Raw genomic sequence first — 22,408 nt, forward strand, 5'->3', positions numbered from 1 at the left:
TTATAGAAGATTTACGAATTAATCGTTAACAAATGTTAAGATTTTTTTCTTTCAATAATTTTTTTCTGATTCTACTTAATTGTACAGGAGAAATGTTTAAGTAAGAAGCTATGTTGCGTTGTGTAATTAAATTATCAATGTTCGGAATTTTTTTTCGCAATTCTAAATATCTTTCTGTTGCGTTGAGTGTAGAAATGTTTAAAAGAACTTCTTCGGCTTTTAGGTATCCTTGTTCGAGAGTTTTAATATAAAACAAGCTAAATTCTTTATACTTTAAAGTTAACTCAATAAGTTTATGAAAATCTCCTACATAACAAGTTACTTTAGTTAAGGTTTGGTAATTTACTTCAGAAGGAATGTTTTGCATCATGGCAGAATTTGATCCAGTAATATCGCCAGTTGTAAAAAAAGTACGTGTTGTATTTATCCCTTTTTCATTAATAACAAAAGAACGTGCGATGCCAGTTAAAATTATAAAAAAATGTTTTGGATACTCTCCAGCCTTTGTTAAAAAATGATTAGGTTCATATTCGGCATAAGAAATAACGTCTTTGAAATGAGAAAGTAAAAACTCAGGAGAGTCAGTATATTTTTCTAGAAAACAGCTGAGGTCATCATTCATATATTCACAAGTTATAGAGAGTAATGCCCCAAAATACTAAAAATACCTAAAATAGGGGTGCAAAAAAACACTTAAAAAAGAGCAGGGTCTGTTTTTAAGTAAGATAACTTGTAATATATACCACGAAAATATATTTATTGTATCACAAAATCATTAACATATGTTAATAAATCAGGTTTTTTCTAATTCTACTGAGCTGGACAGGAGTAATATTTAAGTAAGAGGCTATATGATATTGATTTATCAGGTTATCAATACCTGGTAATTGCTTCTGAAGTTTTTTATATCGCTGAGTAGCGTTTAGCATTTGGAGCTCTAAAATTTTTGATTCTTCTCTAATGTATACGCTTTGTAAAACTTTATAATGAAATATAGATACTTCATGATTCTTTAAAGAAAGTTCATACAGCTTTTCGTAATTACATTGTAAAACTTCACAATCGGTTAAGCATTCATAAATTAATTTAGAAGGTTCGTTCTTTATTAAAGCTCCTAAATTACCTGAAGTCATGGTGGGTGTATAAATAGTTTTCGTATGCTCTTTACCCTTGGAGCTGATGTTATACGACCTAATAATTCCTTTTTTTACAACGTAAAAATAAGTAGGTTTTTCGTCTAAAGAAACCAATTCGTAGTTTTTTGGAAAATGCCGAATACTTAAAAATGCTAGCATTTGTTTAAAGGTATCTTCAGATAAGGAGGGATGAAAGTTTTGAGCAAAGTTTCTAAAAAAATCCATTGACGACGTAAAAATGAGATTATCTCAAAACTACATCAATTTTTTCTAAAAAACTAATCGTGTTGCCACCTTCCATAAACAATAAGTCTAAGATAGATAAATTAGGAATAAAGCCGTGCTTATCATCGAACATTTGAACATAAGAGTCCATTTCAATTTCAATTCCTTTCTTAGCAATAGCTAAAGCTCTAAAATCGTTATTTTCATGGATTAACTCATAGTTTTTTGTTTTTGTATACTGCTGTTCTATTTGCAAAGCATCTGTTACAAATAAATGCGAATCAATAGTTACGTCTAGCAAAAATTTGTATTGCTTGTTAAAAATACGAAGTAAATCTTCTTCAAAAAACTCAAAAAAAGGAGAAGAACGGTAAGCGGATTGTAACGATTTAAAATGTTGTTGTTGCCACGGAAAATTATTTTCAACCAGCGTGTCCTTTGTTTTTTTTCTACCTTCTTTCGTTCGGTGTTTTACAGGAATGTTTAGAGCCAATTTACCATTGGCCCCGTAAATATAACAGCGATTACGATAGGTTTGTTTTTGATAATTATCTTCTACCTCAAAAGTTATAGTATCGGACTGATATATAGCAGCATACTGCGAAATAGGAGCAAAGTATGTTGGAATGAAAAGAGACATTAGGCTTTTTTTCGTTTGCTTTTTCTAAAACTGTAGACCATATATCCACCAATTAATACTAAAACTACCCATAGATAAGAAACAGATTTTCCACTGCCACCAACGGTTGTAAACATTCGGTCCCAACGAATTGAACCTAATTTAGCCATAAAATTAGGCGCATTCGGATCCCAACTTAACCAAATCATTACTGGTTTACCCACTACATGATCAAAAGGTACATACCCCCAGCTTCTGGCATCTAAAGAACGCTGACGGTTGTCACCCATCATCCAGTAATAATCTTGCTTAAAAGTGTATTCTTTAGCTTTTTCTCCATTAATATAAATATCGTCTTCAAAAATAGTCAGGTTGTTATTTTCATACCTGCGGATAATTTGCTCGTAAAACGGAATTGTTTTTGAGTTCAAAGCAACGGTAGCTCCCTTTTTTGGAATATAAATAGGACCAAAATTGTCATTAGACCAAAGATATCTAGGGTCGTGCGGGAAAATAGATTTGTCAAAATTTCCTTTAGGAGTTAAATTTTTTTCAATGCTTTTTACAATAGGGTTTTTAGCAATTAAAGCTGCCTCTTCATCTGTTAAATTTAATACATATTTATCTCCTTGCATTCCCCACTCTCTGATGTTGTATCTCTTTACAGCTCCTTCACTAAACTTTTCTCCGTTAGTGTCTACAATATGTAACCATTGTGGTTTTGCCCTGTCAGGTAGCACCGTTCTTTTTCCGTTGATAAACACATATCCATCACGAACTTCTAAACTGTCTCCAGGAACTCCCACAGCACGTTTTACATAGTTGGTACGTTTGTCAATAGGTTTGTAGGTTGGTTTTCCTGAATTATCTCCCCACATTAAGGCCAATGTGTCTGCAGGCCAACTAAATACAACAATATCGTTGCGTTTAATTTTTTGAAAACCAGGAATACGCATGTAAGGTAAAGACAATTTGTTTAGTAAACCATCTTTGTTTTTATCGTCAGATAAGAAGGATTTTGTACCTACCAAAGGAATGGTATCGTGTGCCATAGGTGCTGCCACGGTAGTCATGGGTACACGAGCACCATAATGAAATTTACTAACGAACAAATAATCGCCGACTAACAATGTTTTTTCTAACGAAGATGTGGGTATGGTGTAGGGTTGCATAAAATACGTATGCACCAAAGTAGCTGCAATAATAGCAAAGGCTATAGAGCTAACCCACTCACCCAGAGTAGATCGAGGTTGTAAACTTCTGTTTTCTATATAGGGTGCATCAGTAAAATAATTAATGTAAAAAATATAGAATCCTAAAGTTACAATTGCCAAAATAGTATCAGGTCTTTTATTAAAACCAAAACTTCTACAGGTTTCTACCCACACTATAGGAAACATTAACAAGTTTACAATAGGAATAAATAACAAAATTACCCACCATTTTGGGCGGTTGATAATTTGCATTAAAACAACGGCATTGTAAATAGGGACTGCTGCCTCCCATGCTTTTCTACCAGCCCTTTTATATAATTTCCATGTGCCTAGAAAGTGAATTATTTGTATAAGTACAAAGAATAAAAACCATTCTGTAAAAGTCATAATCAATATATTTTTGAGTTTCCTAATCAGGAATAAAATTCAATAGTATTGGTGTATTTTTTAAGGTATTCGTTACGTTATTAACCTAAGTTTAACACATCTCTCATCGTAAAAACACCTGTTTTGTTTTGTAACCACTCAGCAGCAATTACAGCACCTAAAGCAAATCCTTTACGGTTGTGAGCTGTGTGTTTAATGTCGATAGCATCTACTTCAGAAGCATAAGTTGTGGTGTGCGTTCCTGGAACATCTGGGGTTCTTACAGCTGTGATTGGAATGTTTTCTTCTGAAGTTTTTGTGTCTAATTCCCAAGCTTTTTTATGGCTATTTTCAATAATGCCTTCTGCTAAGGTAATGGCAGTTCCGCTAGGGGCGTCTAATTTTTTAGTATGATGAATCTCTTCAATAGAAACAGTGTACTGATTTAAAGTACGCATCATTTTTGCAAGCTGCTTATTCAGTTCAAAGAAAATATTCACACCCAAGCTAAAATTAGAAGCATAAATAAAAGCTCCCTTTTTTTGGTTACATAAATCAACAATATCGTTGTATTTATCTAGCCAACCAGTAGTACCAGAAACAACAGGTACATTATTATCAATACAATTACGAATATTGTCGTATGCAGAAGATGGGATACTAAAATCTATAGCGATATCTGCTTTTTTAATATCGTATGTTTCTTCTCCTATAGATTTAATTACAATTTCATGTCCTCTTTGTAAAGCAATTTTTTCAATTTCTTTACCCATTCTACCATAACCAAGTAAGGCAATTTTCATCTTAAAAAGAATATTTTAACGTTAAACCGACCTTTGGTGCTTCAATAAGCAGAGGGTCGGGGGTTATTACTGGTTTTACCGATAAACTATCGTCGGTGTCAAACTGCAATAAATGTGCATTTACACTCGCTTCAATAATTTGTAAAATATAAATAAGCACACCAGATAATAACGATAAATCTCTGTTTTTTCGCAAGGTTTTTTGCGCGCTTTCCAAACCAGCTTCAGATATAAGAACGGTACCATCGTCTCTAGTAAACTCGTCTTGTAACCCTAGTTTACGTAGCTTAAAAGCAGTTCGAAAACGCTTGTACTCGTTACTGTTATCAATATATAAATAAGCGCTAGTACCCATGGCCGCCCATACGATCGGTGCTTTCCAATATTTTCCATTATACATTTGCCCACCTCCTGGAAAAATAGCTGAATAAAAAGCTGCTTTCGTAGGAGATAAAGGATTGTATTTGTCGTTTGTTAATTGAAGTTGCTTTGCTCTAACAGCGATAGAATCTTTTTGTGCAAAAATATTTTGAAACAAAAAAAGACTGCTAATAACAAATATGACGATACGTATGTTCAATTACTTTAATAAGTTTTTAATACGATTAAAATCTTCTTCTGAATGAAAAGGAATTGAAATTTTTCCCTTTCCGCGATTGTTTACGCTAATATCAATTTTATGACCAAAATAATCGCTAATATCTTTAACACTTTCAGAAATATAAGTTGGTAATGCTTTCTTTTTTGCGGTTTTAGTTACAGTACCAGCTTTTAAATTTTTTACCAACTCTTCGGTTTGACGTACTGATAGTTTATCGCGAACAATTTTCTCATAAATCGTTAATTGGTCTGAATTACTATCAACATTAATCAATGCACGACCGTGCCCCATAGATATAAATCCGTCACGCATTCCTGTTTGAATAATAGGATCTAGCTTTAATAAACGTAAATAGTTGGTAACAGTCGAACGTTTTTTACCTACACGAGTACTCAATTCTTCTTGAGTTAATTGAATTTCATCTATTAAACGTTGATAAGACAGCGCCACTTCGATAGGGTCTAAGTTTTTACGTTGAATATTTTCTACCAACGCCATTTCTAGCATTTCTTGGTCGTTCGCTAAACGAATGTATGCAGGAATGGTTTTATTTCCAATAAGTTTAGAAGCTCTAAAACGGCGTTCTCCAGAAACTAATTGAAATTGATCACTCGATAGTTTACGTACAGTAATGGGCTGAATTACTCCTAATTCTTTAATAGAGCTAGCCAATTCACGCAACGCTTCTTCATCAAAATAAGTTCTAGGTTGGTATGGGTTTACGTCTATCGAGTTGATGTCGATTTCAATAATGTTTCCTACTAACTTATCTGCATTTTTATCTTCTGCTGAATTTACTTCTGCAGTTTCTTTTAGTAATGCTGATAAACCTCTACCTAAAGCTTGTTTTTTGGTTGCTTTTGCCATGTACAATAATTATGCGTTTTTAGTTAAAATTTCGTTCGCCAAATTTAAGTAATTTACGGCACCTTTACTCGTAGCATCGTATGAAATTATACTTTCACCATAACTTGGTGCTTCACTTAAACGGATATTTCTGTGTACTATTGTTTCAAAAACCATAGAACTGAAGTGTTTACGCACTTCTTCAACTACTTGGTTAGATAAACGTAAACGAGAATCGAACATGGTTAATAACAAACCTTCAATTTCTAATTCTGGATTGTGTATTCTTTGAACACTTTTTATCGTATTTAATAGTTTTCCTAAACCTTCTAATGCAAAATATTCACATTGAATAGGAATCACAACAGCATCTGCTGCAACGAGAGAGTTTAAGGTGATTAAACCCAGAGAAGGAGCACAATCTATTAAAATGAAATCATAATCATCTTTAATATCCTTCAAAGCTTTTTTTAGCATGTACTCACGTTGATGCTTATCGACCAATTCAATTTCAATAGCTACTAAATCTATATGAGCAGGGATTAAGTCGACGTTAGGAGAGTTTGTCTTTAAAACAGTATCCTTAGCAGAAACCGTATGTTCTAAAACCTGATAGGTTCCAATTTCTATACTTTCAACGTCTAAACCTAAACCAGAAGTAGCATTTGCTTGGGGGTCAGCATCAATTAACAATACTTTTTTTTCTAAAACACCTAAAGCAGCAGCTAGGTTTACAGAGGTAGTAGTTTTACCTACACCACCTTTTTGATTTGCAATTGCAATAATTCTACCCATTATAATTTATAAAGTTTGAAAGAGGTAAATTTACAATTATTTATGGTTTTTGAAAGTGAAAGACGTTAATAAAAATGATTAAATGTATAATTGCCTTCCATCAAAAGAATTAAGCTATGGTTTTTTCAGTAAGTAAGCGGTTATCTCCTAAAAATAGTAGTAATGTGCGTTGTGTTTATACACTATCCTTACCAAAAACATCTTTGGCTTGGGCTCGGAGTTGTTTGATGTCTTGTTCGTCTTTACGCGGACAGATAATCAACACATCGTCTTTTTCTACCACTATAAAATCGTGTAGTCCTTGTATGACTACTTTTTTACCATGAGGTGTATGAACGATGTTGCCACTTGCATTGTTACAAATGCTTTTGGCACCCACAATCGAATTTTGTTGGTTGTTTTTTGGTAGCTTTTTATATAAAGAATTCCAGGTGCCTAAATCGTCCCAACCAACATTTATGGGAAGTACATATACTTTTTGAGAGTGCTCTAAAATTCCAAAATCAATAGAAATGTTCTCACATTTTTTGTAATTTTTATTGATAAACTCTTCTTCTAATGGGGTATTGTAGAGCTGAGATTCGCTATCTAAAATCCCTACCATTTCTGGAAGGTGTTTTTTGAAAGCGCTGATGATACTAACAACTGACCAAACAAAAATACCAGCATTCCATAAGTAGTTACCACTTGCTAAAAATTGTGTTGCCTTTTCGAGATTTGGCTTTTCAGTAAAGAGTGTTACTTTTTTAATTTTAGCAGCATTTTCTTCAAACTGAATATAGCCGTATCCTGTATTCGGGTGATTAGGATGCACACCCAAGGTTAGTAACATATCTTTTTGAGTACAAGAATTTAAAGAAGTGTCGATGTTTTTAATAAATTCAGGTTCGTTTTCTATCCAATGGTCAGAAGGGGCTACCAGCATTACAGCATGTTCATTTTGCTGTTTAATTTTCAATGCAGCATACAAAATACAGGGCGCAGTATTGCGTATTACAGGTTCGAGTAGCAATTGCTTTGTGCTAATATTAGGAAGTTGTTCTAATACCAATGCTTCATAACATTTGTTGGTGGCAATTAAAATATTTTCTGAGGGAATTAATTGGTTAATTCTCTTAAAGGTTTTTTGCAGTAACGATTCACCAGTTCCTAACAAGTCGTGAAACTGTTTTGGGTATTTTTCGGTACTTACTGGCCAAAGACGAGAACCTACGCCTCCCGCCATAATTACTGCATAATAATTACTGTTCATAAAAGCTGTTATTTAGTTGAAGCTACTAGCTTTACCTCTGCATTTTGATTGAATAGGTACACACGCTTGTTTTCTAAATGTAAACATTCGTAACGCGTTCTCCGCTTATTTCCTCTTTTGTATAGTTTTCCTTTATACTGAAAAACACTTCCATTAGGAACTTCAAAGATAAAATTCTTTCCGCTTTCTGATTTACCTAGTCGTAAAGCTAACGATAACTTTACATCTGTGTCGGTACTTGCCTTTGGATTTTTTAAATAATTCGCTAAATGAGGAAGTATGTCTTTAGGATAGATTTCAGGTTGTAAAAAAGGCAACATTAAATGCTGAAAAACAGTCTTCCACTCTTTACCATGGGGCTGTACTCTTCCGAATTTTTGATACGTAACATGATGCGCAATTTCATGAATTAAGGTTAGTAAAAACTGATACGGATTCAAATTGTTATTCACCGTAATTTGCATAAAACCGTTGGGCAAACGACGAAAATCACCGTGTTTGGTTTGACGTTGGTTTACTATTTTTAAGTTGATTTTATGTTTAATAATTAAATATTCAACTAAGGGAATAGCTTCTTCAGGAATGTACTTGATAAGTGTTTTTTTCAAAAGTATTGTTTTGAAATATTATGGTGTTGAACTAGAAACTTGTAATACTTTTCCGTTGTAGTATTTGTTACCTGTTAAAGCAAAATCAAAAATATAATTCGCCATTTCTTTAGCAGATAAAGGAGCAACATAACCTGGAAAAGCTTCTTCTAACATCTCGGTTTGCACCGCTCCTAATGCCAATACGTTAAAAGCGATGTGTTGTTCTTTATACTCCTCGGCCAATAACTCAGATAAAGTAATTACGGCACCTTTGGCAGAACTATAAGCTGCTAAACCCGGAAATTTCATGCTTCCTTGAATTCCGCCCATGCTACTCACTGTTACTACATGACTTCCTTTTTGCATAAAAGGCAGCAGGTTTTTAGTGAGTTCAGCAACAGCAAAAACATTTACTTTGTATACGGCTTCAAAATCTTGTTTCGTTAATTTTTCAAAGGGTTTGTTAACTAATTTTCCAGCATTATTAATGAGGATATCTACTTTTTTCCATTCGGTTGCTACAAAATCAAGTGCCTTTTTTATATCCTTTTCTTCAGATAAATCAACGGCAATAGTTGTAATATTTGAATGACTTATTTTCGCTAAAGGTTGTGTGCTCCTAGATAGTGCCAACACCTGATGCCCTTGATTAGCAAACTGCTGAGCCAATTCAAAACCAATACCTCTGCTGGTTCCAGTAATAACAATGTTTTTCATGTAACTGTCAAAATTTAAAAGGGCAAGCTACATAAAAATCACTACATTTATCGTTTAATCATTCTTAAATTATCATGAAAAACAACTTTTTTTTAATTCTGATTCTACTAATTTCTACAATCACATTCGGTCAAAAGACGTACTTACATTGCGGAAAATTAATTGATACTGAAAAAGGAATAATAGTGCAGCAAAAAACGGTCATTGTTAAGGGAAATAAGATAGTTGATGTTTTAAACGGATATGTAAGTCCTGAAAATTCAAATGATCAGATAATCGATTTAAAAACAAAGGTAGTTATGCCTGGGTTGATTGATATGCATGTGCATATTGAAAGTCAGCATAGTCCGAAATCTAGAGTAGAAAAATACATATTGAATGAGGCTGATAGGGCTTATAATTCTGTAAGTTTTGCAGAGGTCACTTTGCTCAGTGGTTTTACTACAGTGAGAGATTTGGGCGGAACAGGTGTTAATATTTCGTTGGCAAAAGCAATCAAAGCAGGAAAAATTAAAGGACCTAGAGTGTTTACCGCTGGAAAGTCATTAGCAACCACTGGCGGGCATGCAGACCCGACGAATGGAAGTAGTAGAGAGTTGATAGGTAATCCTGGTCCGAAAGAAGGAGTCGTAAACTCGGTAGAAGATGCAAAAAAAGCAGTAAGACAACGTTATAAGAATGGTGCAGATTGTATTAAAATCACTGCTACTGGCGGTGTGTTGAGTGTTGCGAAGAGTGGAGACAATCCGCAATTTACTATCGAAGAAGTAAAGGCAATTTGCGAAACAGCAAAAGATTATGGAATGCATGTCGCTGCTCATGCTCATGGAGATGAAGGAATGAAGCGTGCCATCATTGGAGGGGTAAAAACGATTGAACACGGAACGTATATGAGTGATGCTACCATGGAATTGATGAAAAAGTACGATGTGTACTTAGTTCCAACAATTACAGCAGGTAAAGAAGTGGCAGAAAAAGCAAAAGTAGAAGGTTTTTATCCTGAAATAGTCGTGCCTAAAGCATTAACTGTTGGACCACAAATACAAGGTACGTTTGGTAAGGCATATAAGAAAGGGGTGAAAATAGCTTTCGGAACGGATGCGGGAGTTTTTGAGCATGGAAAAAATGGAAAGGAGTTTGGATATATGGTAGAAGCAGGCATGCCAGCTATGGAAGCTATACAGTCTGCTACCATCACCAATGCAGCCTTATTGGGCATGAAAGAAGAACTAGGTCAGGTTAAAAAAGGTTTTTTAGCCGATATAATTGCGGTTAATGACGATCCAATACAAAACATTAATACTATGGAGAAAGTGGTTTTTGTAATGCAAAATGGAAAAATTGTCAAAGAATATTGAATTTTTGTTATTTAGAATTAATAAAAATTAGAAATATGTGACTTTTGTTACATATATTTTACTGAATAAGTGCTTACTTTGCAGTGTATAAACTAGTTATTGCATACTTGAAAAAACAATGTTTGAGTTTCTGGGGGGGAATGTTAACAATGTACTTTCAAGCGCAATAACTTTTTTATTTAAAAATATTAAATATATATTTGAGGGTATAATTAATGTTTTAAAAAGTCCCTCATGAACGTTGAACAAGTACTTAAAAAATTCCCTTATTTTTCAACTGAATTGCAACAAGAAATAGCGTCTCATGCTATTTTAAAGGAAGTGCCTGCAGGTTTAGAAATTGTTAGAGAGGGTCAGTATATCAAGATAATTCCTATAGTATTAGATGGTGTAGTAAGAGTGTTTTCAAGAAATGAAGATAAAGAACTCCTTTTATATTATATAAGACCTAACGAAAGCTGTATACTGTCTTTCTTAAAAGGGATAGAAAATGAGCCAAGTAAAGTATATTCATCTATTGAAGAAGATACAAGGGCATTGTTACTACCCATAGAAAAAGTTAGGGAATGGACGAATAAATACCCTGAAATAAACATATTGTTTTATAAAGAGTTCGGAATTAGATATAACGAATTAGTTGGTACTATTAATCAAGTTGTTTTTGAAAAAATCGATTCACGTTTGCTAGATTATTTAAGAAAGAAAACAGAAACAACAGGTAAAAACCCAATAAAAATATCTCACAGACAGATTGCCAGCGAATTAGGAACAGCAAGAGAAGTAATTACTAGAATTATAAAAAAACTAGAACAAGAAGGAAAGATTAAGAAAGATAAATCTTATGTAGAGCTGTTGTGATAAAATCACTCACTTTATAGTAGCTTCTAGTTAAAGTTTGTATGTTGATAAGCTCCCATATCTGGAGCGTTTTCTCTGTTAACACCTAAAATATCTAACGAAACAGTAGATGGTTTTGCTTTGTTAATTACATCGCTATTTTCACCAATAATATACTCATTTTCAGAGCTGTTTTTAAAGTCTGGATTTCCGTTTAAAATAATATTCTGGTAATGTGAAGTGTCTTCAAAGTTTAAGTCATCAATATTATTAAATGAATTGTTGAAGTCGTTAAATTGAAGGAAACAATTTGCTATATTATAATTAAAGATAGTTCCTTCAATTCTATCAAGAATAAATTCAATACTGTTGTTTCCGCTTATAATACAATTTGTAAAGTCAGCCGCAGCCAAATCGTTAATTTCTGTGATTTCTTGATTGTTTTCATCAATATAAGAAATATGATTATTGACTAAAACGGCGGGTAATTGGCGAATACTATTGTTCCAAAAGTTAGCAAAAGTAGCATGTGTAAAACGATATTTACCACCAAAAGTACAAGCCAAAGCAGCTTGTCCTGTATTACCAATCACTAAATTTTCTCCCTCTATATGAGTATTTCTACCCAATACTCCATAGTTCGTATTGTTATAAATTTCTATGTTTTTTAGCGTTAAGGTAGGAGAGGTATTGTCTCGCCCGTCCACTAAAATTCCCACAGTTCCGTTTTTAATTTGGGTATGGTTTAGTTCGTTGTTTAGACTTCCTTCACGTATCCAAATAGCTCCCCATTGCCCTGGAATTTCACTAAACTGAGGCTCTAAACGATCTCCTTCAAAGATAATTTTCTCATTGAGCGTACCGTTGGCTAGTACATTAGCTCCTTTGTCGATGATTAAACCAGAGTTGTTATGAAAGTGGATCTTTGCTCCAGCCTCTATCAATAATGTTTTGTTCGAAGCTACTGCAGCATACCCATAAATAACATACGGCTTTTCATTGGTAAAGGTAAGCTCTTCATCTGTTAAAAATCGACCTTGAATTGCTGTTTCCTGCCCATTGATGGTAAGTTTTTCAATCCCCATACTATTTTTTGAAGGAAAAATAAAATGAGCATCCTGTACCAAGGTAACCAAATCTACGTCTTGTTGATTTTCTCCATTGTCGAATAAGATTTTGTCGGTATGTAAAGGGTTGGTTACAGTACTAAAATCAATGGTTGTTTCTATAAAAATATACAAGCTATCGTTTGCCAAAATACCAATGTTTTCATGGGTGTTACCAGGTACTCCATCAACATTTAGTCGGTAATTAGAGGCTGTACCGTTTTCTAATTTAATTTCAGGAATGGTAATGTTTTTGTTACTCTTATTATATACTTTAAGGGTATAGGTTGAAGAGCCAATAGTACTAAAAACAGTATCTAAAAACACGGTGTCTTTAGAAAATTGCAATTTCCCATAACTAGGCACTGTGGTGAAGTCTTTTCTACACGATGCTACAAGAGTAGCTAAGATGATTGCTAGTATGGGAAGGGATTTTTTCATAAATTGTTGTACTAGTTGGTTATTGCTTAATTAGTTGTATTTCAAATAACTTGCCCCAATGTTTACCCGTAACAAATAAGCGATTGTTCTCAGCATCGTAAGCAATACCGTTTAACACTTCGTCTTGGGGTTCTAAATTTTGACCTTTCGCAACAATATCTCTCAATCCACTTAAATCAGCTACCCCTTCAACGACTCCTGTTTCAGGATTTATAATAACTATCGAGTTTTGTTGCCATTTATTTGCATAAATTTTTCCATTAATAAGTTCAATTTCATTCAAATTACCAATGGCGTATTTATTAGTGTATACTTGAATAGCTCTTTTTTCCTTTTTGGTAGTGGGGTCTAAAAACCAAACTTTGTTAGTTCCATCAGTTTTAATCAATTCAGCATCGTTATGTGTCAATCCCCAACCTTCATTACTATTGTTGTATTCAAAAGAACCTAGTTGTTTAAAAGATTCAAAGTCGTAAATAAAACCTTTACGTGCTTTCCAGGTTAACCAATAAATTTGATTGTTAAAAATAGTCATTCCCTCTCCAAAATACTTTTTGTCAAGGTCTACTTTTTGTAGTACTTCACCTGTTTTTACATCTACTTTTCGCAAAGAAGATTGTCCTCTACGACCGGTAGTTTCGTATAAATACCCATTTTTATATTCTAAACCTTGTGTATAAGCACCTTTGTCGTGGGGAAATGTATTTACAATTTTATACGAATACACCTCAGGCGCTTGCTGGGCTAAAACTTCGATAGAATTATTTAATTTTTTAGATTTATTAGGATAAAAGGCAATGGCAGTAACTGCATGTTTTCCAACGCCAAAATCTGTCGTATTTATCGTAACACTTGTTTCGTTTTTGTTTACACGCTTTGCATTTACATATAGTTGTACAGAATCTATTTGCTCGCCTTTAAGCTGTTCAAATTTTATGGCGGCTTTTTCACCCAAAGTGGTTTTTTTAGTAGTGTTTAATTTGAATTTGTAATTTGTTTCGCTACAAGAGGTTACAAGTACCGTAGCTAATCCAAGAGTTAAAAGTTTATAAAAACGCATATACAATTATTATTTTCTGTAGTTTATTTAGATGTCATACAAATTAAAGCAAATTATTTGTTTGCAAATAAAAAAAAGAGTTAAATTTGCATCCTCAAATAGCCATTGCAGGTTTTTGATATATGAATCAACTATAAAGCTTTACCAACTTTATAATTTTTTCAACAAAAATAAAAGATTTTAAATTTACAAGAGATGAAAAAAGGTATACATCCAGAAAATTATAGAATGGTAGCGTTTAAAGATATGTCTAACGGAGATGTTTTTTTAACACGTTCAACTGCTAATACGAAAGAAACTTTAGAGGTAGAAGGCGTTGAGTATCCATTAATCAAATTAGAAATTTCAAGAACTTCACATCCTTTCTACACAGGTAAGTCTAAGTTGGTAGATACTGCAGGGCGTATTGATAAGTTCAAAAGCAAATACGCAAAATTCAAAAAGTAATTTCGGGTATTTTAATATATTAGAAAGCTCTGGCGATAAGTCAGGGCTTTTTTTGTGCTAAAATTGTATTTTTACCCTAAAATTTAAAAAATGAGAGATACTATTTTATCTGTAGTAATTATAGTGAATGTTTTGTGTGGTGTGTTGGTATACTTTATGCCCCAAATGGGAACTTATATTTTGCTAACAATAGCTTCAGCAGTAACCCTATTGGCTATTTACGATGCTTTTATTCAAAAAAAGCACTCGTTAATGCGTGCATTTCCTATAGTGGCTCGTTTACGTTGGGTATTTGAAGAAGAGCGAGAGAAAATTCAGCAGTACTTTATAGAAGATGATTTGAATGGAAGACCCATTAATCGTGAGAAAAGAAGTATTGTATATCAACGTGCAAAAGAGCAAATAGAAACGCTTCCTTTTGGTACACAGCATGATGTTTATGCTAAGGGATATGAGTTTGTAAAACACTCTATCTTTCCTAAAGATCATCATCAGATTAAAGGAGAAAGAGTAGTGATAGGTTCAGATAAATGCAGTCAAAAATACAACGCATCTATTATTAATATTTCTGCAATGTCGTTCGGATCGTTAAGCAAAAATGCTATCATGGCATTGAATCAAGGGGCGAAGATGGGGAATTTTGCGCACAATACAGGCGAAGGAGGAATATCACCTTACCATTTGCAAGGAGGAGATTTAATTTTTCAGATAGGAACAGGCTATTTTGGAGCAGGAAAAAGCGTGAATGGTAAGCGAGTTTTTGATGCTGAAATTTTTAAGGAAAATGCCCTGCGTTCTGAGGTAAAAATGATTGAAATTAAATTTTCTCAAGGAGCGAAACCCGGTCATGGAGGAATTCTCCCTGCCAAAAAAAATACTGAAGAAATTGCTGAAATTAGGGCTGTAGAACCCTATACAAGAGTAGATTCGCCACCCGCCCACGATGCTTTTTCTAATTTCGATGAAATGATAGCATTTATTCAACAAGTAAGAGAATTATCGGAAGGAAAACCCGTAGGAATCAAGTTTTGTGTCGGAGATAACGATGAAATTGAAACCATGATTAAAACATTTGCCGAAGCGAATAACTATCCTGATTTTATAGCTGTTGATGGAGGTGAAGGAGGAACAGGTTCTGCACCGTTAGAGTTTTCGAATTACATAGGTACTCCGCTATTGGAAGGATTGTCTTTTGTGAATAAGATGTTGAAAAAATACGGATTAAAAGAGCAGGTAAAGATCATCGCAAGTGGTAAAGCTATCGACGCTTTCGATGTAGTTAAATACCTAGCTTTGGGTGCTGATGCTATTGGTATGGCACGTAGTTTTATGTTGAGTTTGGGGTGTATTCAAGCACGTGAGTGTAATTTAGATACTTGTCCTGTAGGAGTAGCTACACAAGAAAAAGACTTGGTAAAAGCATTGGTAGTAGAATATAAAAATGTTCGTGTAAAGAATTATCATAATAAAACAATAAGTGCGGTTAAAGAGGTGGTTGCAGCTATGGGGAAAGAATCTATCACAGAGGTGGAGCCTAAGCATATTTTTAGAAGAAATAAAGCTGGAGACATTACCTCGTTAGATAACATTTACTACGCAGAAGATACCGTTTTAGCGAGTTAAGACCATATCATTGGAAACAACAGTCACCATTAATTCAACAACGTACCAGTTACAGCGATATCCTAAGACTTTTGATAAAAGTTTGCGAGCTTGGAGCAACGCTGAATTATTGGTATTAAAGTATATAGCCGATAAAAGTAGTGCGCATGTACACCTTTTTAACGACCGTTTTGGTGTGTGGAATTGTGCTTTGCAAGAAAAAAAACTCACTACTATTTGGACGTATGCAAGCCAACAGAAAGCCATTGAGAAAAACTTAAAATTAAATCAGTTTTCAACAGTAATTGATTTTAAAACACCTCTCGACGACCTGCAAACCGTAAACCTAGCGCTCGTTAAAATACCGAAGTCAATAGAATTATTTGAGATGTTTTTGCAGCAAATTCATAAGGCTTCTCACGAAAACACAGAAGTTGTCTGTGGGTTTATGACAAAGTATTTTTCTCCTTCTTTTGTAAAGGTTGCCGAGCACTATTTTGAAGAAGTCACGCAATCTAAAGCATGGAAAAAAGCGCGTTTGTTAGTTTTAAAAAAGCCTAAGCCTATTACTGAATACAAAAGATTGATGCATTCGTTTCTGTGGAAAGAAAAAGAGTATCAGCAATATTACGGAGTGTTTTCATCGAACAGTATTGATATAGGAACACAATTCTTTTTAGAACATATTGAGTTAAAAGCAAACGAAGAAAAAATACTAGATCTTGCTTCTGGAAACGGAGTAATTGCCCGATGGTTTTCTGAACAAAACCCCAATGTTGAGGTTAGCTTAGTAGATGATTTTAACTTGGCTGTTGCGTCCTCAAAAATAAATTTACAAGGAAAAAACGCAGATTTTATTTGCTCAGATACCTTAGAAGGTTTTAAAGAAGCTTCTTTTGACTTGGTAGTGTCAAATCCGCCTTTTCATTTTGAACATGAAAACAATATTGAGATAGCACTGAATCTTTTTGAAGGTGTGAAAAAATGTTTAAGTCCAGCAGGAAGATTTGTATTGGTAGCCAATTCACACTTAAATTACAGCACACAGTTAACACAGCTTTTTACTTCTGTAAAAATTCTACAACAGAACAAAAAATTTCAAATAATAGAATGTATAAAAAAACGCTAAGAAAATTCTCTTAGCGTTCTTCGTTTCATGTTTTAGCTGGACTACCAGTAATAAGAAAGACCAAAAAATAAATTATTAGAATTCAAATTTACGCCAAAATTATTGGAGTTTCTATCTCCGTCTGTGTCTTTATAACTTTGATAGGTATATCCTAAAACACCCATAGTAGCTTCCAATGCGATTGCCTTTGTTAAGAAATAACTAATACCTGGGCGAATTCCAACAAAATACGATTCAGCATGGTCAAAACTATCGATATAATAAATTTGATTTTGTTCGGTATAGGTATAATTAAACTCTCCTCGTATAGATAGTGTTAATTTTTCACCTACAGGGAAAAGTTTTTTTATGAAAGGAAGGATGCTGAAATTGTTAAAAGAAGTAGTAGCATTGCTTTCGTTAAAAGGGTTTATTGCTTCAACTTCCGAATATCCATATCCTACTCCTAACCCAATAAGTAAATTATCTTTGATCGCATATCCTATTTTTGGCGCGATAGAAAAATTAAAAATATTGGATTCATAAGAAGACCCATAATAAAAATCTTTTATAATGTTATTTGAATGATTTACAGAAAAATCTCCGTTTAAAAAGTAAGTGCCTTTTTCAATAGTTAATTTTTCATTTTGAACTTTTTCTTGTCCATAAGCAACAGACAATACGCACAACATTGCGCATAATACTAGTTTTTTCATGATAATTTTTTTAGTTAATAAATAAGGCTGCAAATATAATTCTAATTATTATTTAGAAAACTAATTTTTAGATTTTCTAGAATAAATTATCATTTTAGGTTTATTATTTAGAATTTGGTTATGTTCTTATCAGAGTAAATTAGTTGAATTGAATGAAAATAGTTTGTATTGAGAAGTGATAGTATCGTTCTCTATTGGTAGGTCTGCTAAGCCTAGCCGAAGTACAGTTTTTAATTCATTACAATTCTTGAAAATCACTCTTGAACTATGACAGTACATGAAAAAATTATTCACAAACTGTATTAGATTCATGGTAATAAAAAAAGCGCATCCATTTGATGCGCTTTATAATATAAAATAAACTTGAAATTTAAATTTGGATAGATGTTATTCTGTGGCTTTATCCACAACCAAACGATTTTCGCGATTCGCAATTTCCCAAGCAGTATGAAAAACTAAGCGAGTTCTATTTTCTAACATTTCATAGTTGATTTTGTCAGGAGTATCAGTTGGTCGGTGATAGTCGGCATGTGTTCCGTTAAAATAAAAAATAATAGGAATATTGTGCTTTGCAAAATTATAGTGGTCAGAACGGTAATAAAAACGATTTGGGTCATTTTCATCGTTGTATTTGTAATCCAATTCAATTTGTGTGTACTTTTTATTGATTGCTTCTGAAATATTGTGTAAATCCGTACTCAATTTGTCAGAACCAATTAAATACACGTAGTTAGGGTTTCCTTTATGACGCTCGTCAACCCTACCAATCATATCAATATTTAAGTTAGTAACTGTATTAGCTAACGGAAAGATTGGGTTTTCAGTGTAATACTTAGAGCCTAACAATCCTTTTTCTTCTCCGGTAACGTGCAAAAATAAAATAGAGCGTTTCGGCCCCTTACCTGCATCTGCTGCTTTTTTAAAGGCTTCCGCAATTTCTAAGATAGCTACTGTACCAGAGCCATCATCGTCAGCTCCGTTATAAATCTCTCCATTTTTAACACCTTCGTGGTCTAAATGTGCAGAGAGCACTACGATTTCATCTGGTTTTTCGGTTCCTTTAATAAAAGCAACCACATTTTCAGAATCTTTTAAAGTCATTCCTCTTCGATTGTTGCTTAAATATTCAGAAGGAACTTCTTGAAAATAATCATTGCCTCCTAATGGAGAAGCAATGCCTTGGCTTACATAAAAATCTTTTAAATAATTTACTGCTTTTTTTTGTCCAGGTTCTCCTGTATCCCTTCCTTCAAATTCATCTGAGGCATACACAAAAAGATGTTTTCCTAAATCTTTTGCGGTAATCGTTTTTGCGTAGGGTACAGCATCATCTATGTTGGTCTCATTATCGGTAGCCGTATCCTTACTAGCTCCGCAAGCAACAAATACAACTGCGCTAAATGTATAAAGTAATTTTTTCATCAATATGTAATTACGATTTTGTTATTTGATTAGTATTCAAATGTGCTAAAATGTTAAATTGGTTCAAATTTAACTTTTCTTAATAACGAATTGTTCTAATGTTTTGTTAAAACTAATTAATTCTTTCGGAAAAAGTTCTTCGAAAGCATTTTGATTGATTAACTGTTGTGAAGTGCCTGTATAGAGTTGTTTTTCAGATAAAAGGATAAACTCATCGGCTAGTTGAATGGCTAAATTTACTTCGTGAGTAGAAATAATAATCGTTTTTCCTGTGCTTTTTACCAATCTTTTTAACAACGAAAATACCTTAAAAGTATGGTGAATGTCTAAATGTGCAGTCGGCTCATCTAAAATAATAATCTCGGTATCTTGTGCTAATGCTCTGGCAATAAGTACACGTTGCAATTGTCCGTCACTTAGTTCGTGAAATCGGTTGTCTTTTAGGTGTGTAATATCAGTTTGTTCTAGTGCCCAAAGAATTTTTTTTAAATGATTGGGAGTCAATTTGTCAATCCAGTTTGTGTACGGTTGGCGTCCTAAGGCAACTAATTCAAAAACAGTAAGCTGACTCAAAGGTAAGCGTTCTGTAAGAACCAAGCTCAAGGTCGTTGATAGTTCTTGACTCGTGTATTCAGTAAGCTTTTTTTGATTGATTTTTATCGTACCCGTAAGTGGTTTTTGAACCTTTGAAATGGTACGAAGTAAGGTTGATTTTCCGATACCGTTTTTACCCAACAATGCAACGAATTTTCCTTTCTCAATGGCTAAATTAATATCGGAAGCAATCACAGTTTGTTGCTTTTTTGATGGGTAGCCTATAGAAAGGTTTTCTGTTTGTAAAACGATATGTTTTTCTAGCTTGTTAATAGTACCGATGTTAAATTTTTAATGTTTCAAATGTACTAACTATATTTTTTATAACAGCGATAAGCTGTAAGTCAAGAGTTATAAACTGAAAAAATAGAGAAGAGAGAAGAGAGAAGAGAGAAGAGGTTTTTTTGAAAACTATTAAATCTTTCAATTTTTCAATCTTTGAATTTTTGAATAGCACCAAGAACCAAGAATTAAGAACCAAGACTAATGGCTAGAAGTTAAGAAAATAGAAAATAGAAAATAGAAAATAGAGAAGAGAGAATAGAGAATAGAGAAGAGAGGTTTTTTGTACGATTAAATTTTTCAATTTTTCAATTTTTCAATCTTTGATTTTTTGAATAGCACCAAGAACCAAGAGCTAAGAACCAAGACTAATAGCTAGAAGTTAGGAGGATAGAGAAAATAGAGAAGAGAGAAGAGAGAAGAGAGAAGGGATTTTTTCGTACGATTAATTTTTCCAATTTTTCAATCTTTGAATAATAACTAACAACCAAAAGTACTACACATAAATCTTCTTTTTTCGTACCAATAGCCAAATAACAACAGGAGCACCAAACAACGATGTGATAGCGTTAATAGGTAAGGTAAATTCACTGGTGGGTAATTGGGCGATGCTATCGCAAATTAATAAAATGATAGCACCAATTAAAGCTACGGCAGGTAATAAAATTTTATGATTAGAGGTCGAGAAAATCAGTTTAGCAATATGCGGAACAGCGAGACCTACAAAAGCGATAGGGCCAGAAAAAGCAGTAATAACCCCCGTTAAAATACTGGTGATGACTAAAATAATAGTTCTGCTTTTTTTAATATTAATGCCTAAGCTTTTAGCATAACTTTCTCCTAACAAAAAGCTGTTTAAAGGCTTTATAACTAAAAGTGTTCCAAGAACTCCTATCAAATAAATAATTCCAAAAATGGTAAGTTCTTGCCAAGTTAAATTTCCTAAACTACCAAAACTCCAAAATAGGTATTGCTGTATTTGTTCTGCTCGACTAAAAAAGGTTAGTACACTAATTACTGCGGCTGTTAAAGAACCGAACATTAGTCCAATAATTAGTATAGACATAGTATTACGTACTTTATTGGCTGCAATAATCACAGCAGACAAAACGATGAAAGATCCAACACTAGCTGCTATGGCTAATGCCCAGTTCGCATACATGGTTACCAGAAAAAAACCACCAAAAATGCTAGAGCCTAAAATAAGCAACGCTACACCCAAACTCGCTCCAGAAGAAATACCTAATACAAAAGGACCAGCAAGCGGATTTCTAAATAAGGTTTGCATTAACAAACCACTTATAGAGAGTCCAGAACCCACCAACATGGCAGTAATCGCTTTGGGCAATCTGTAATTTAGGATAATCGTTTCCCAACTATCTTTCGATACGGTGCCTCCGACTAAGGAATTGAAAATCTCGTCTAAAGGAATAGAAACGGAACCTAAACTAATATTAAGTAGGAGAAAAACAACCAGCAATACTGATAGTACAAAAAAATATGTAGTATATGTTTTAGATAAACTCAATTAGTGAATTGATTTTAAAAATGCGACCAATTGCTGAATTGCCAATCCTCTGTGGCTAATCTTGTTTTTCTCCTCAGTAGTCATTTCAGCAAACGATTTGTTGTATCCTTCGGGTTGAAAAATAGGGTCGTATCCAAAACCTTTTTCTCCCTGTTGAGCGGTTAAAATATACCCTTTGCAAATTCCATCAAACAAAAATTGCTTTTCATTTAAGTTTAAACAAATGGCAGTTCTAAACTGCGCATTTCGATGAGGTTTGCCATCGAGCGCTGTGAGTAGTTTTTGCATATTATTTTCTGCATTGGCAGGTTCACCAGCATATCGTGCAGAGTATACACCAGGAGCTCCGTTTAAAGCGGCAACTTCTAAGCCCGTATCATCAGCAAAGCAATTATACCCAAATTTTTCGGTTATATAATTCGCTTTTAGTTTAGCATTTCCTTCAAGCGTAGTGGCGGTTTCTTCAATCTCATCAAAACAATTGATGTCTTTTAGTGATAGTAACTCAATACTACTAGGAAGCATTTTTTGTACTTCGGCTAACTTGTTTAAATTATTGGTTGCAAAAACGAGTTTCATGTATCGAAAATTTACAAAAGCAAATGTATTCAATTTTAATGCAACATAAGAGTGTTGGTGAAAATACTGTTATCTGAAAGACTATCTTTTTGAGCGTATATAAAAGAAGAGTTAAAAACCATTGTTTTGAAAACTTAAAAAAAGTCAAAGAATGGCTATGTGAA

23 protein-coding genes are annotated in these 22,408 nt (G+C 33.6%); 5 read left to right on the plus strand and 18 right to left on the minus strand.

Translation table 11 applies throughout. The annotated features are described in order from the left end of the window. Nucleotides 1-25: 25 nt before the first annotated feature. From P8625_RS16065 to P8625_RS16115, 11 genes are all read right to left on the minus strand, one after another. Nucleotides 26-622: a Crp/Fnr family transcriptional regulator gene (locus P8625_RS16065; protein WP_279651426.1), complete on the minus strand. Its 597-nt coding sequence runs from the start codon at nt 620-622 to the stop codon at nt 26-28. Nucleotides 623-785: 163 nt separating this feature from the next. Next, nucleotides 786-1,361 (minus strand): Crp/Fnr family transcriptional regulator, encoded by a 576-nt coding sequence (locus P8625_RS16070; protein ID WP_279651427.1) that lies wholly within the window; start codon nt 1,359-1,361, stop codon nt 786-788. A gap of 19 nt (nt 1,362-1,380) precedes the next feature. Beyond that, a complete protein-coding gene (locus P8625_RS16075; RefSeq protein WP_279651428.1) occupies nt 1,381-2,001 on the minus strand; it encodes a WbqC family protein in 621 nt (206 codons plus the stop codon). After that, nucleotides 2,001-3,581, minus strand: a complete 1,581-nt coding sequence (lepB, locus tag P8625_RS16080; protein ID WP_279651429.1) for a signal peptidase I — start codon at nt 3,579-3,581, stop codon at nt 2,001-2,003. The genes P8625_RS16075 and lepB overlap by 1 nt, the downstream gene beginning before the upstream one ends. Before the next feature lie 80 nt (nt 3,582-3,661). After that, complete coding sequence (gene dapB / locus P8625_RS16085; RefSeq protein ID WP_279651430.1) at nt 3,662-4,363, minus strand: 4-hydroxy-tetrahydrodipicolinate reductase; 702 nt, start codon at nt 4,361-4,363, stop codon at nt 3,662-3,664. A 1-nt stretch (nt 4,364) separates the two neighbouring features. Further along, complete coding sequence (locus tag P8625_RS16090; protein WP_279651431.1) at nt 4,365-4,901, minus strand: DUF5683 domain-containing protein; 537 nt, start codon at nt 4,899-4,901, stop codon at nt 4,365-4,367. Between the two features lie 42 nt (nt 4,902-4,943). Beyond that, complete coding sequence (locus P8625_RS16095) at nt 4,944-5,831, minus strand: ParB/RepB/Spo0J family partition protein (protein WP_279651432.1); 888 nt, start codon at nt 5,829-5,831, stop codon at nt 4,944-4,946. 9 nt (nt 5,832-5,840) lie between these two features. Then, the gene (locus P8625_RS16100) at nt 5,841-6,605 is read right to left on the minus strand and encodes a ParA family protein (protein WP_279651433.1); all 765 of its coding nucleotides are present in this window, start codon (nt 6,603-6,605) and stop codon (nt 5,841-5,843) included. Nucleotides 6,606-6,780: 175 nt separating this feature from the next. Beyond that, nucleotides 6,781-7,857: a mannose-1-phosphate guanylyltransferase gene (locus P8625_RS16105; RefSeq protein ID WP_279651434.1), complete on the minus strand. Its 1,077-nt coding sequence runs from the start codon at nt 7,855-7,857 to the stop codon at nt 6,781-6,783. Nucleotides 7,858-7,865: 8 nt separating this feature from the next. Next, nucleotides 7,866-8,465, minus strand: coding sequence for a SprT-like domain-containing protein (locus P8625_RS16110; protein WP_279651435.1), 600 nt, complete (start codon nt 8,463-8,465; stop codon nt 7,866-7,868). A gap of 18 nt (nt 8,466-8,483) precedes the next feature. Beyond that, nucleotides 8,484-9,164 carry an SDR family NAD(P)-dependent oxidoreductase gene (locus tag P8625_RS16115; protein ID WP_279651436.1) on the minus strand — a complete coding sequence of 227 codons (681 nt, stop codon included), beginning with the start codon at nt 9,162-9,164 and terminating at the stop codon, nt 8,484-8,486. Nucleotides 9,165-9,238: 74 nt separating this feature from the next. On the opposite strand from P8625_RS16115, the gene P8625_RS16120 reads away from it, so the two are divergent. After that, nucleotides 9,239-10,522 (plus strand): metal-dependent hydrolase family protein, encoded by a 1,284-nt coding sequence (locus P8625_RS16120; protein WP_279651437.1) that lies wholly within the window; start codon nt 9,239-9,241, stop codon nt 10,520-10,522. 234 nt (nt 10,523-10,756) lie between these two features. Then, nucleotides 10,757-11,380 (plus strand): Crp/Fnr family transcriptional regulator, encoded by a 624-nt coding sequence (locus tag P8625_RS16125; RefSeq protein WP_279651438.1) that lies wholly within the window; start codon nt 10,757-10,759, stop codon nt 11,378-11,380. Between the two features lie 26 nt (nt 11,381-11,406). Here P8625_RS16125 and P8625_RS16130 read toward each other — a convergent pair whose 3' ends face one another. Together P8625_RS16130 and P8625_RS16135 are read right to left on the minus strand one after the other, a co-directional pair. Then, nucleotides 11,407-12,906 (minus strand): hypothetical protein, encoded by a 1,500-nt coding sequence (locus P8625_RS16130; protein ID WP_279651439.1) that lies wholly within the window; start codon nt 12,904-12,906, stop codon nt 11,407-11,409. Between the two features lie 19 nt (nt 12,907-12,925). Then, nucleotides 12,926-13,966 (minus strand): glutaminyl-peptide cyclotransferase, encoded by a 1,041-nt coding sequence (locus P8625_RS16135; protein WP_279651440.1) that lies wholly within the window; start codon nt 13,964-13,966, stop codon nt 12,926-12,928. 195 nt (nt 13,967-14,161) lie between these two features. Here P8625_RS16135 and P8625_RS16140 point away from each other — a divergent pair, with 195 nt between their 5' ends. The 3 genes from P8625_RS16140 to P8625_RS16150 all read left to right on the plus strand — a co-directional run bounded on the left by P8625_RS16140 (nt 14,162) and on the right by P8625_RS16150 (nt 17,144). Further along, nucleotides 14,162-14,413, plus strand: coding sequence for a type B 50S ribosomal protein L31 (locus tag P8625_RS16140; RefSeq protein WP_279651441.1), 252 nt, complete (start codon nt 14,162-14,164; stop codon nt 14,411-14,413). A 90-nt stretch (nt 14,414-14,503) separates the two neighbouring features. Further along, nucleotides 14,504-16,036, plus strand: a complete 1,533-nt coding sequence (locus P8625_RS16145) for an FMN-binding glutamate synthase family protein (RefSeq protein WP_279651442.1) — start codon at nt 14,504-14,506, stop codon at nt 16,034-16,036. Nucleotides 16,037-16,046: 10 nt separating this feature from the next. After that, a complete protein-coding gene (locus P8625_RS16150; RefSeq protein WP_279651443.1) occupies nt 16,047-17,144 on the plus strand; it encodes a class I SAM-dependent methyltransferase in 1,098 nt (365 codons plus the stop codon). Nucleotides 17,145-17,185: 41 nt separating this feature from the next. On the opposite strand, the gene P8625_RS16155 is transcribed toward P8625_RS16150, so the two are convergent. The 5 genes from P8625_RS16155 to P8625_RS16175 form a co-directional block, all read right to left on the minus strand. Beyond that, a complete protein-coding gene (locus P8625_RS16155; RefSeq protein ID WP_279651444.1) occupies nt 17,186-17,839 on the minus strand; it encodes a hypothetical protein in 654 nt (217 codons plus the stop codon). A 387-nt stretch (nt 17,840-18,226) separates the two neighbouring features. Further along, nucleotides 18,227-19,261, minus strand: coding sequence for a M28 family metallopeptidase (locus tag P8625_RS16160; RefSeq protein ID WP_279651445.1), 1,035 nt, complete (start codon nt 19,259-19,261; stop codon nt 18,227-18,229). Nucleotides 19,262-19,330: 69 nt separating this feature from the next. Continuing rightward, nucleotides 19,331-20,050 (minus strand): ABC transporter ATP-binding protein, encoded by a 720-nt coding sequence (locus tag P8625_RS16165; RefSeq protein ID WP_322790499.1) that lies wholly within the window; start codon nt 20,048-20,050, stop codon nt 19,331-19,333. A 583-nt stretch (nt 20,051-20,633) separates the two neighbouring features. After that, on the minus strand, nt 20,634-21,665 hold the full coding sequence (locus tag P8625_RS16170) for a FecCD family ABC transporter permease (RefSeq protein WP_279651446.1): 1,032 nt from the start codon (nt 21,663-21,665) through the stop codon (nt 20,634-20,636). Continuing rightward, nucleotides 21,666-22,244, minus strand: coding sequence for a non-canonical purine NTP diphosphatase (locus tag P8625_RS16175; RefSeq protein ID WP_279651447.1), 579 nt, complete (start codon nt 22,242-22,244; stop codon nt 21,666-21,668). Nucleotides 22,245-22,408: the final 164 nt, after the last annotated feature.

This window comes from Tenacibaculum tangerinum, from assembly GCF_029853675.1.
Lineage (GTDB): Bacteria > Bacteroidota > Bacteroidia > Flavobacteriales > Flavobacteriaceae > Polaribacter > Polaribacter tangerinum_A.

Bases quoted from the DNA above. Each gene is read 5' to 3' on its own strand.
- P8625_RS16175 (WP_279651447.1), bottom strand. From the start codon at position 22,244: ATGAAACTCGTTTTTGCAACCAATAATTTAAACAAGTTAGCCGAAGTA.
- P8625_RS16075 (WP_279651428.1), bottom strand. From the start codon at position 2,001: ATGTCTCTTTTCATTCCAACATACTTTGCTCCTATTTCGCAGTATGCT.
- P8625_RS16105 (WP_279651434.1), bottom strand. From the start codon at position 7,857: ATGAACAGTAATTATTATGCAGTAATTATGGCGGGAGGCGTAGGTTCT.
- P8625_RS16115 (WP_279651436.1), bottom strand. From the start codon at position 9,164: ATGAAAAACATTGTTATTACTGGAACCAGCAGAGGTATTGGTTTTGAA.
- P8625_RS16065 (WP_279651426.1), bottom strand. From the start codon at position 622: ATGAATGATGACCTCAGCTGTTTTCTAGAAAAATATACTGACTCTCCT.
- dapB (WP_279651430.1), bottom strand. From the start codon at position 4,363: ATGAAAATTGCCTTACTTGGTTATGGTAGAATGGGTAAAGAAATTGAA.
- P8625_RS16130 (WP_279651439.1), bottom strand. From the start codon at position 12,906: ATGAAAAAATCCCTTCCCATACTAGCAATCATCTTAGCTACTCTTGTA.
- P8625_RS16140 (WP_279651441.1), top strand. From the start codon at position 14,162: ATGAAAAAAGGTATACATCCAGAAAATTATAGAATGGTAGCGTTTAAA.
- P8625_RS16145 (WP_279651442.1), top strand. From the start codon at position 14,504: ATGAGAGATACTATTTTATCTGTAGTAATTATAGTGAATGTTTTGTGT.
- P8625_RS16100 (WP_279651433.1), bottom strand. From the start codon at position 6,605: ATGGGTAGAATTATTGCAATTGCAAATCAAAAAGGTGGTGTAGGTAAA.
- P8625_RS16125 (WP_279651438.1), top strand. From the start codon at position 10,757: ATGAACGTTGAACAAGTACTTAAAAAATTCCCTTATTTTTCAACTGAA.
- P8625_RS16070 (WP_279651427.1), bottom strand. From the start codon at position 1,361: ATGGATTTTTTTAGAAACTTTGCTCAAAACTTTCATCCCTCCTTATCT.
- P8625_RS16135 (WP_279651440.1), bottom strand. From the start codon at position 13,966: ATGCGTTTTTATAAACTTTTAACTCTTGGATTAGCTACGGTACTTGTA.
- P8625_RS16155 (WP_279651444.1), bottom strand. From the start codon at position 17,839: ATGAAAAAACTAGTATTATGCGCAATGTTGTGCGTATTGTCTGTTGCT.
- P8625_RS16160 (WP_279651445.1), bottom strand. From the start codon at position 19,261: ATGAAAAAATTACTTTATACATTTAGCGCAGTTGTATTTGTTGCTTGC.
- lepB (WP_279651429.1), bottom strand. From the start codon at position 3,581: ATGACTTTTACAGAATGGTTTTTATTCTTTGTACTTATACAAATAATT.
- P8625_RS16095 (WP_279651432.1), bottom strand. From the start codon at position 5,831: ATGGCAAAAGCAACCAAAAAACAAGCTTTAGGTAGAGGTTTATCAGCA.
- P8625_RS16120 (WP_279651437.1), top strand. From the start codon at position 9,239: ATGAAAAACAACTTTTTTTTAATTCTGATTCTACTAATTTCTACAATC.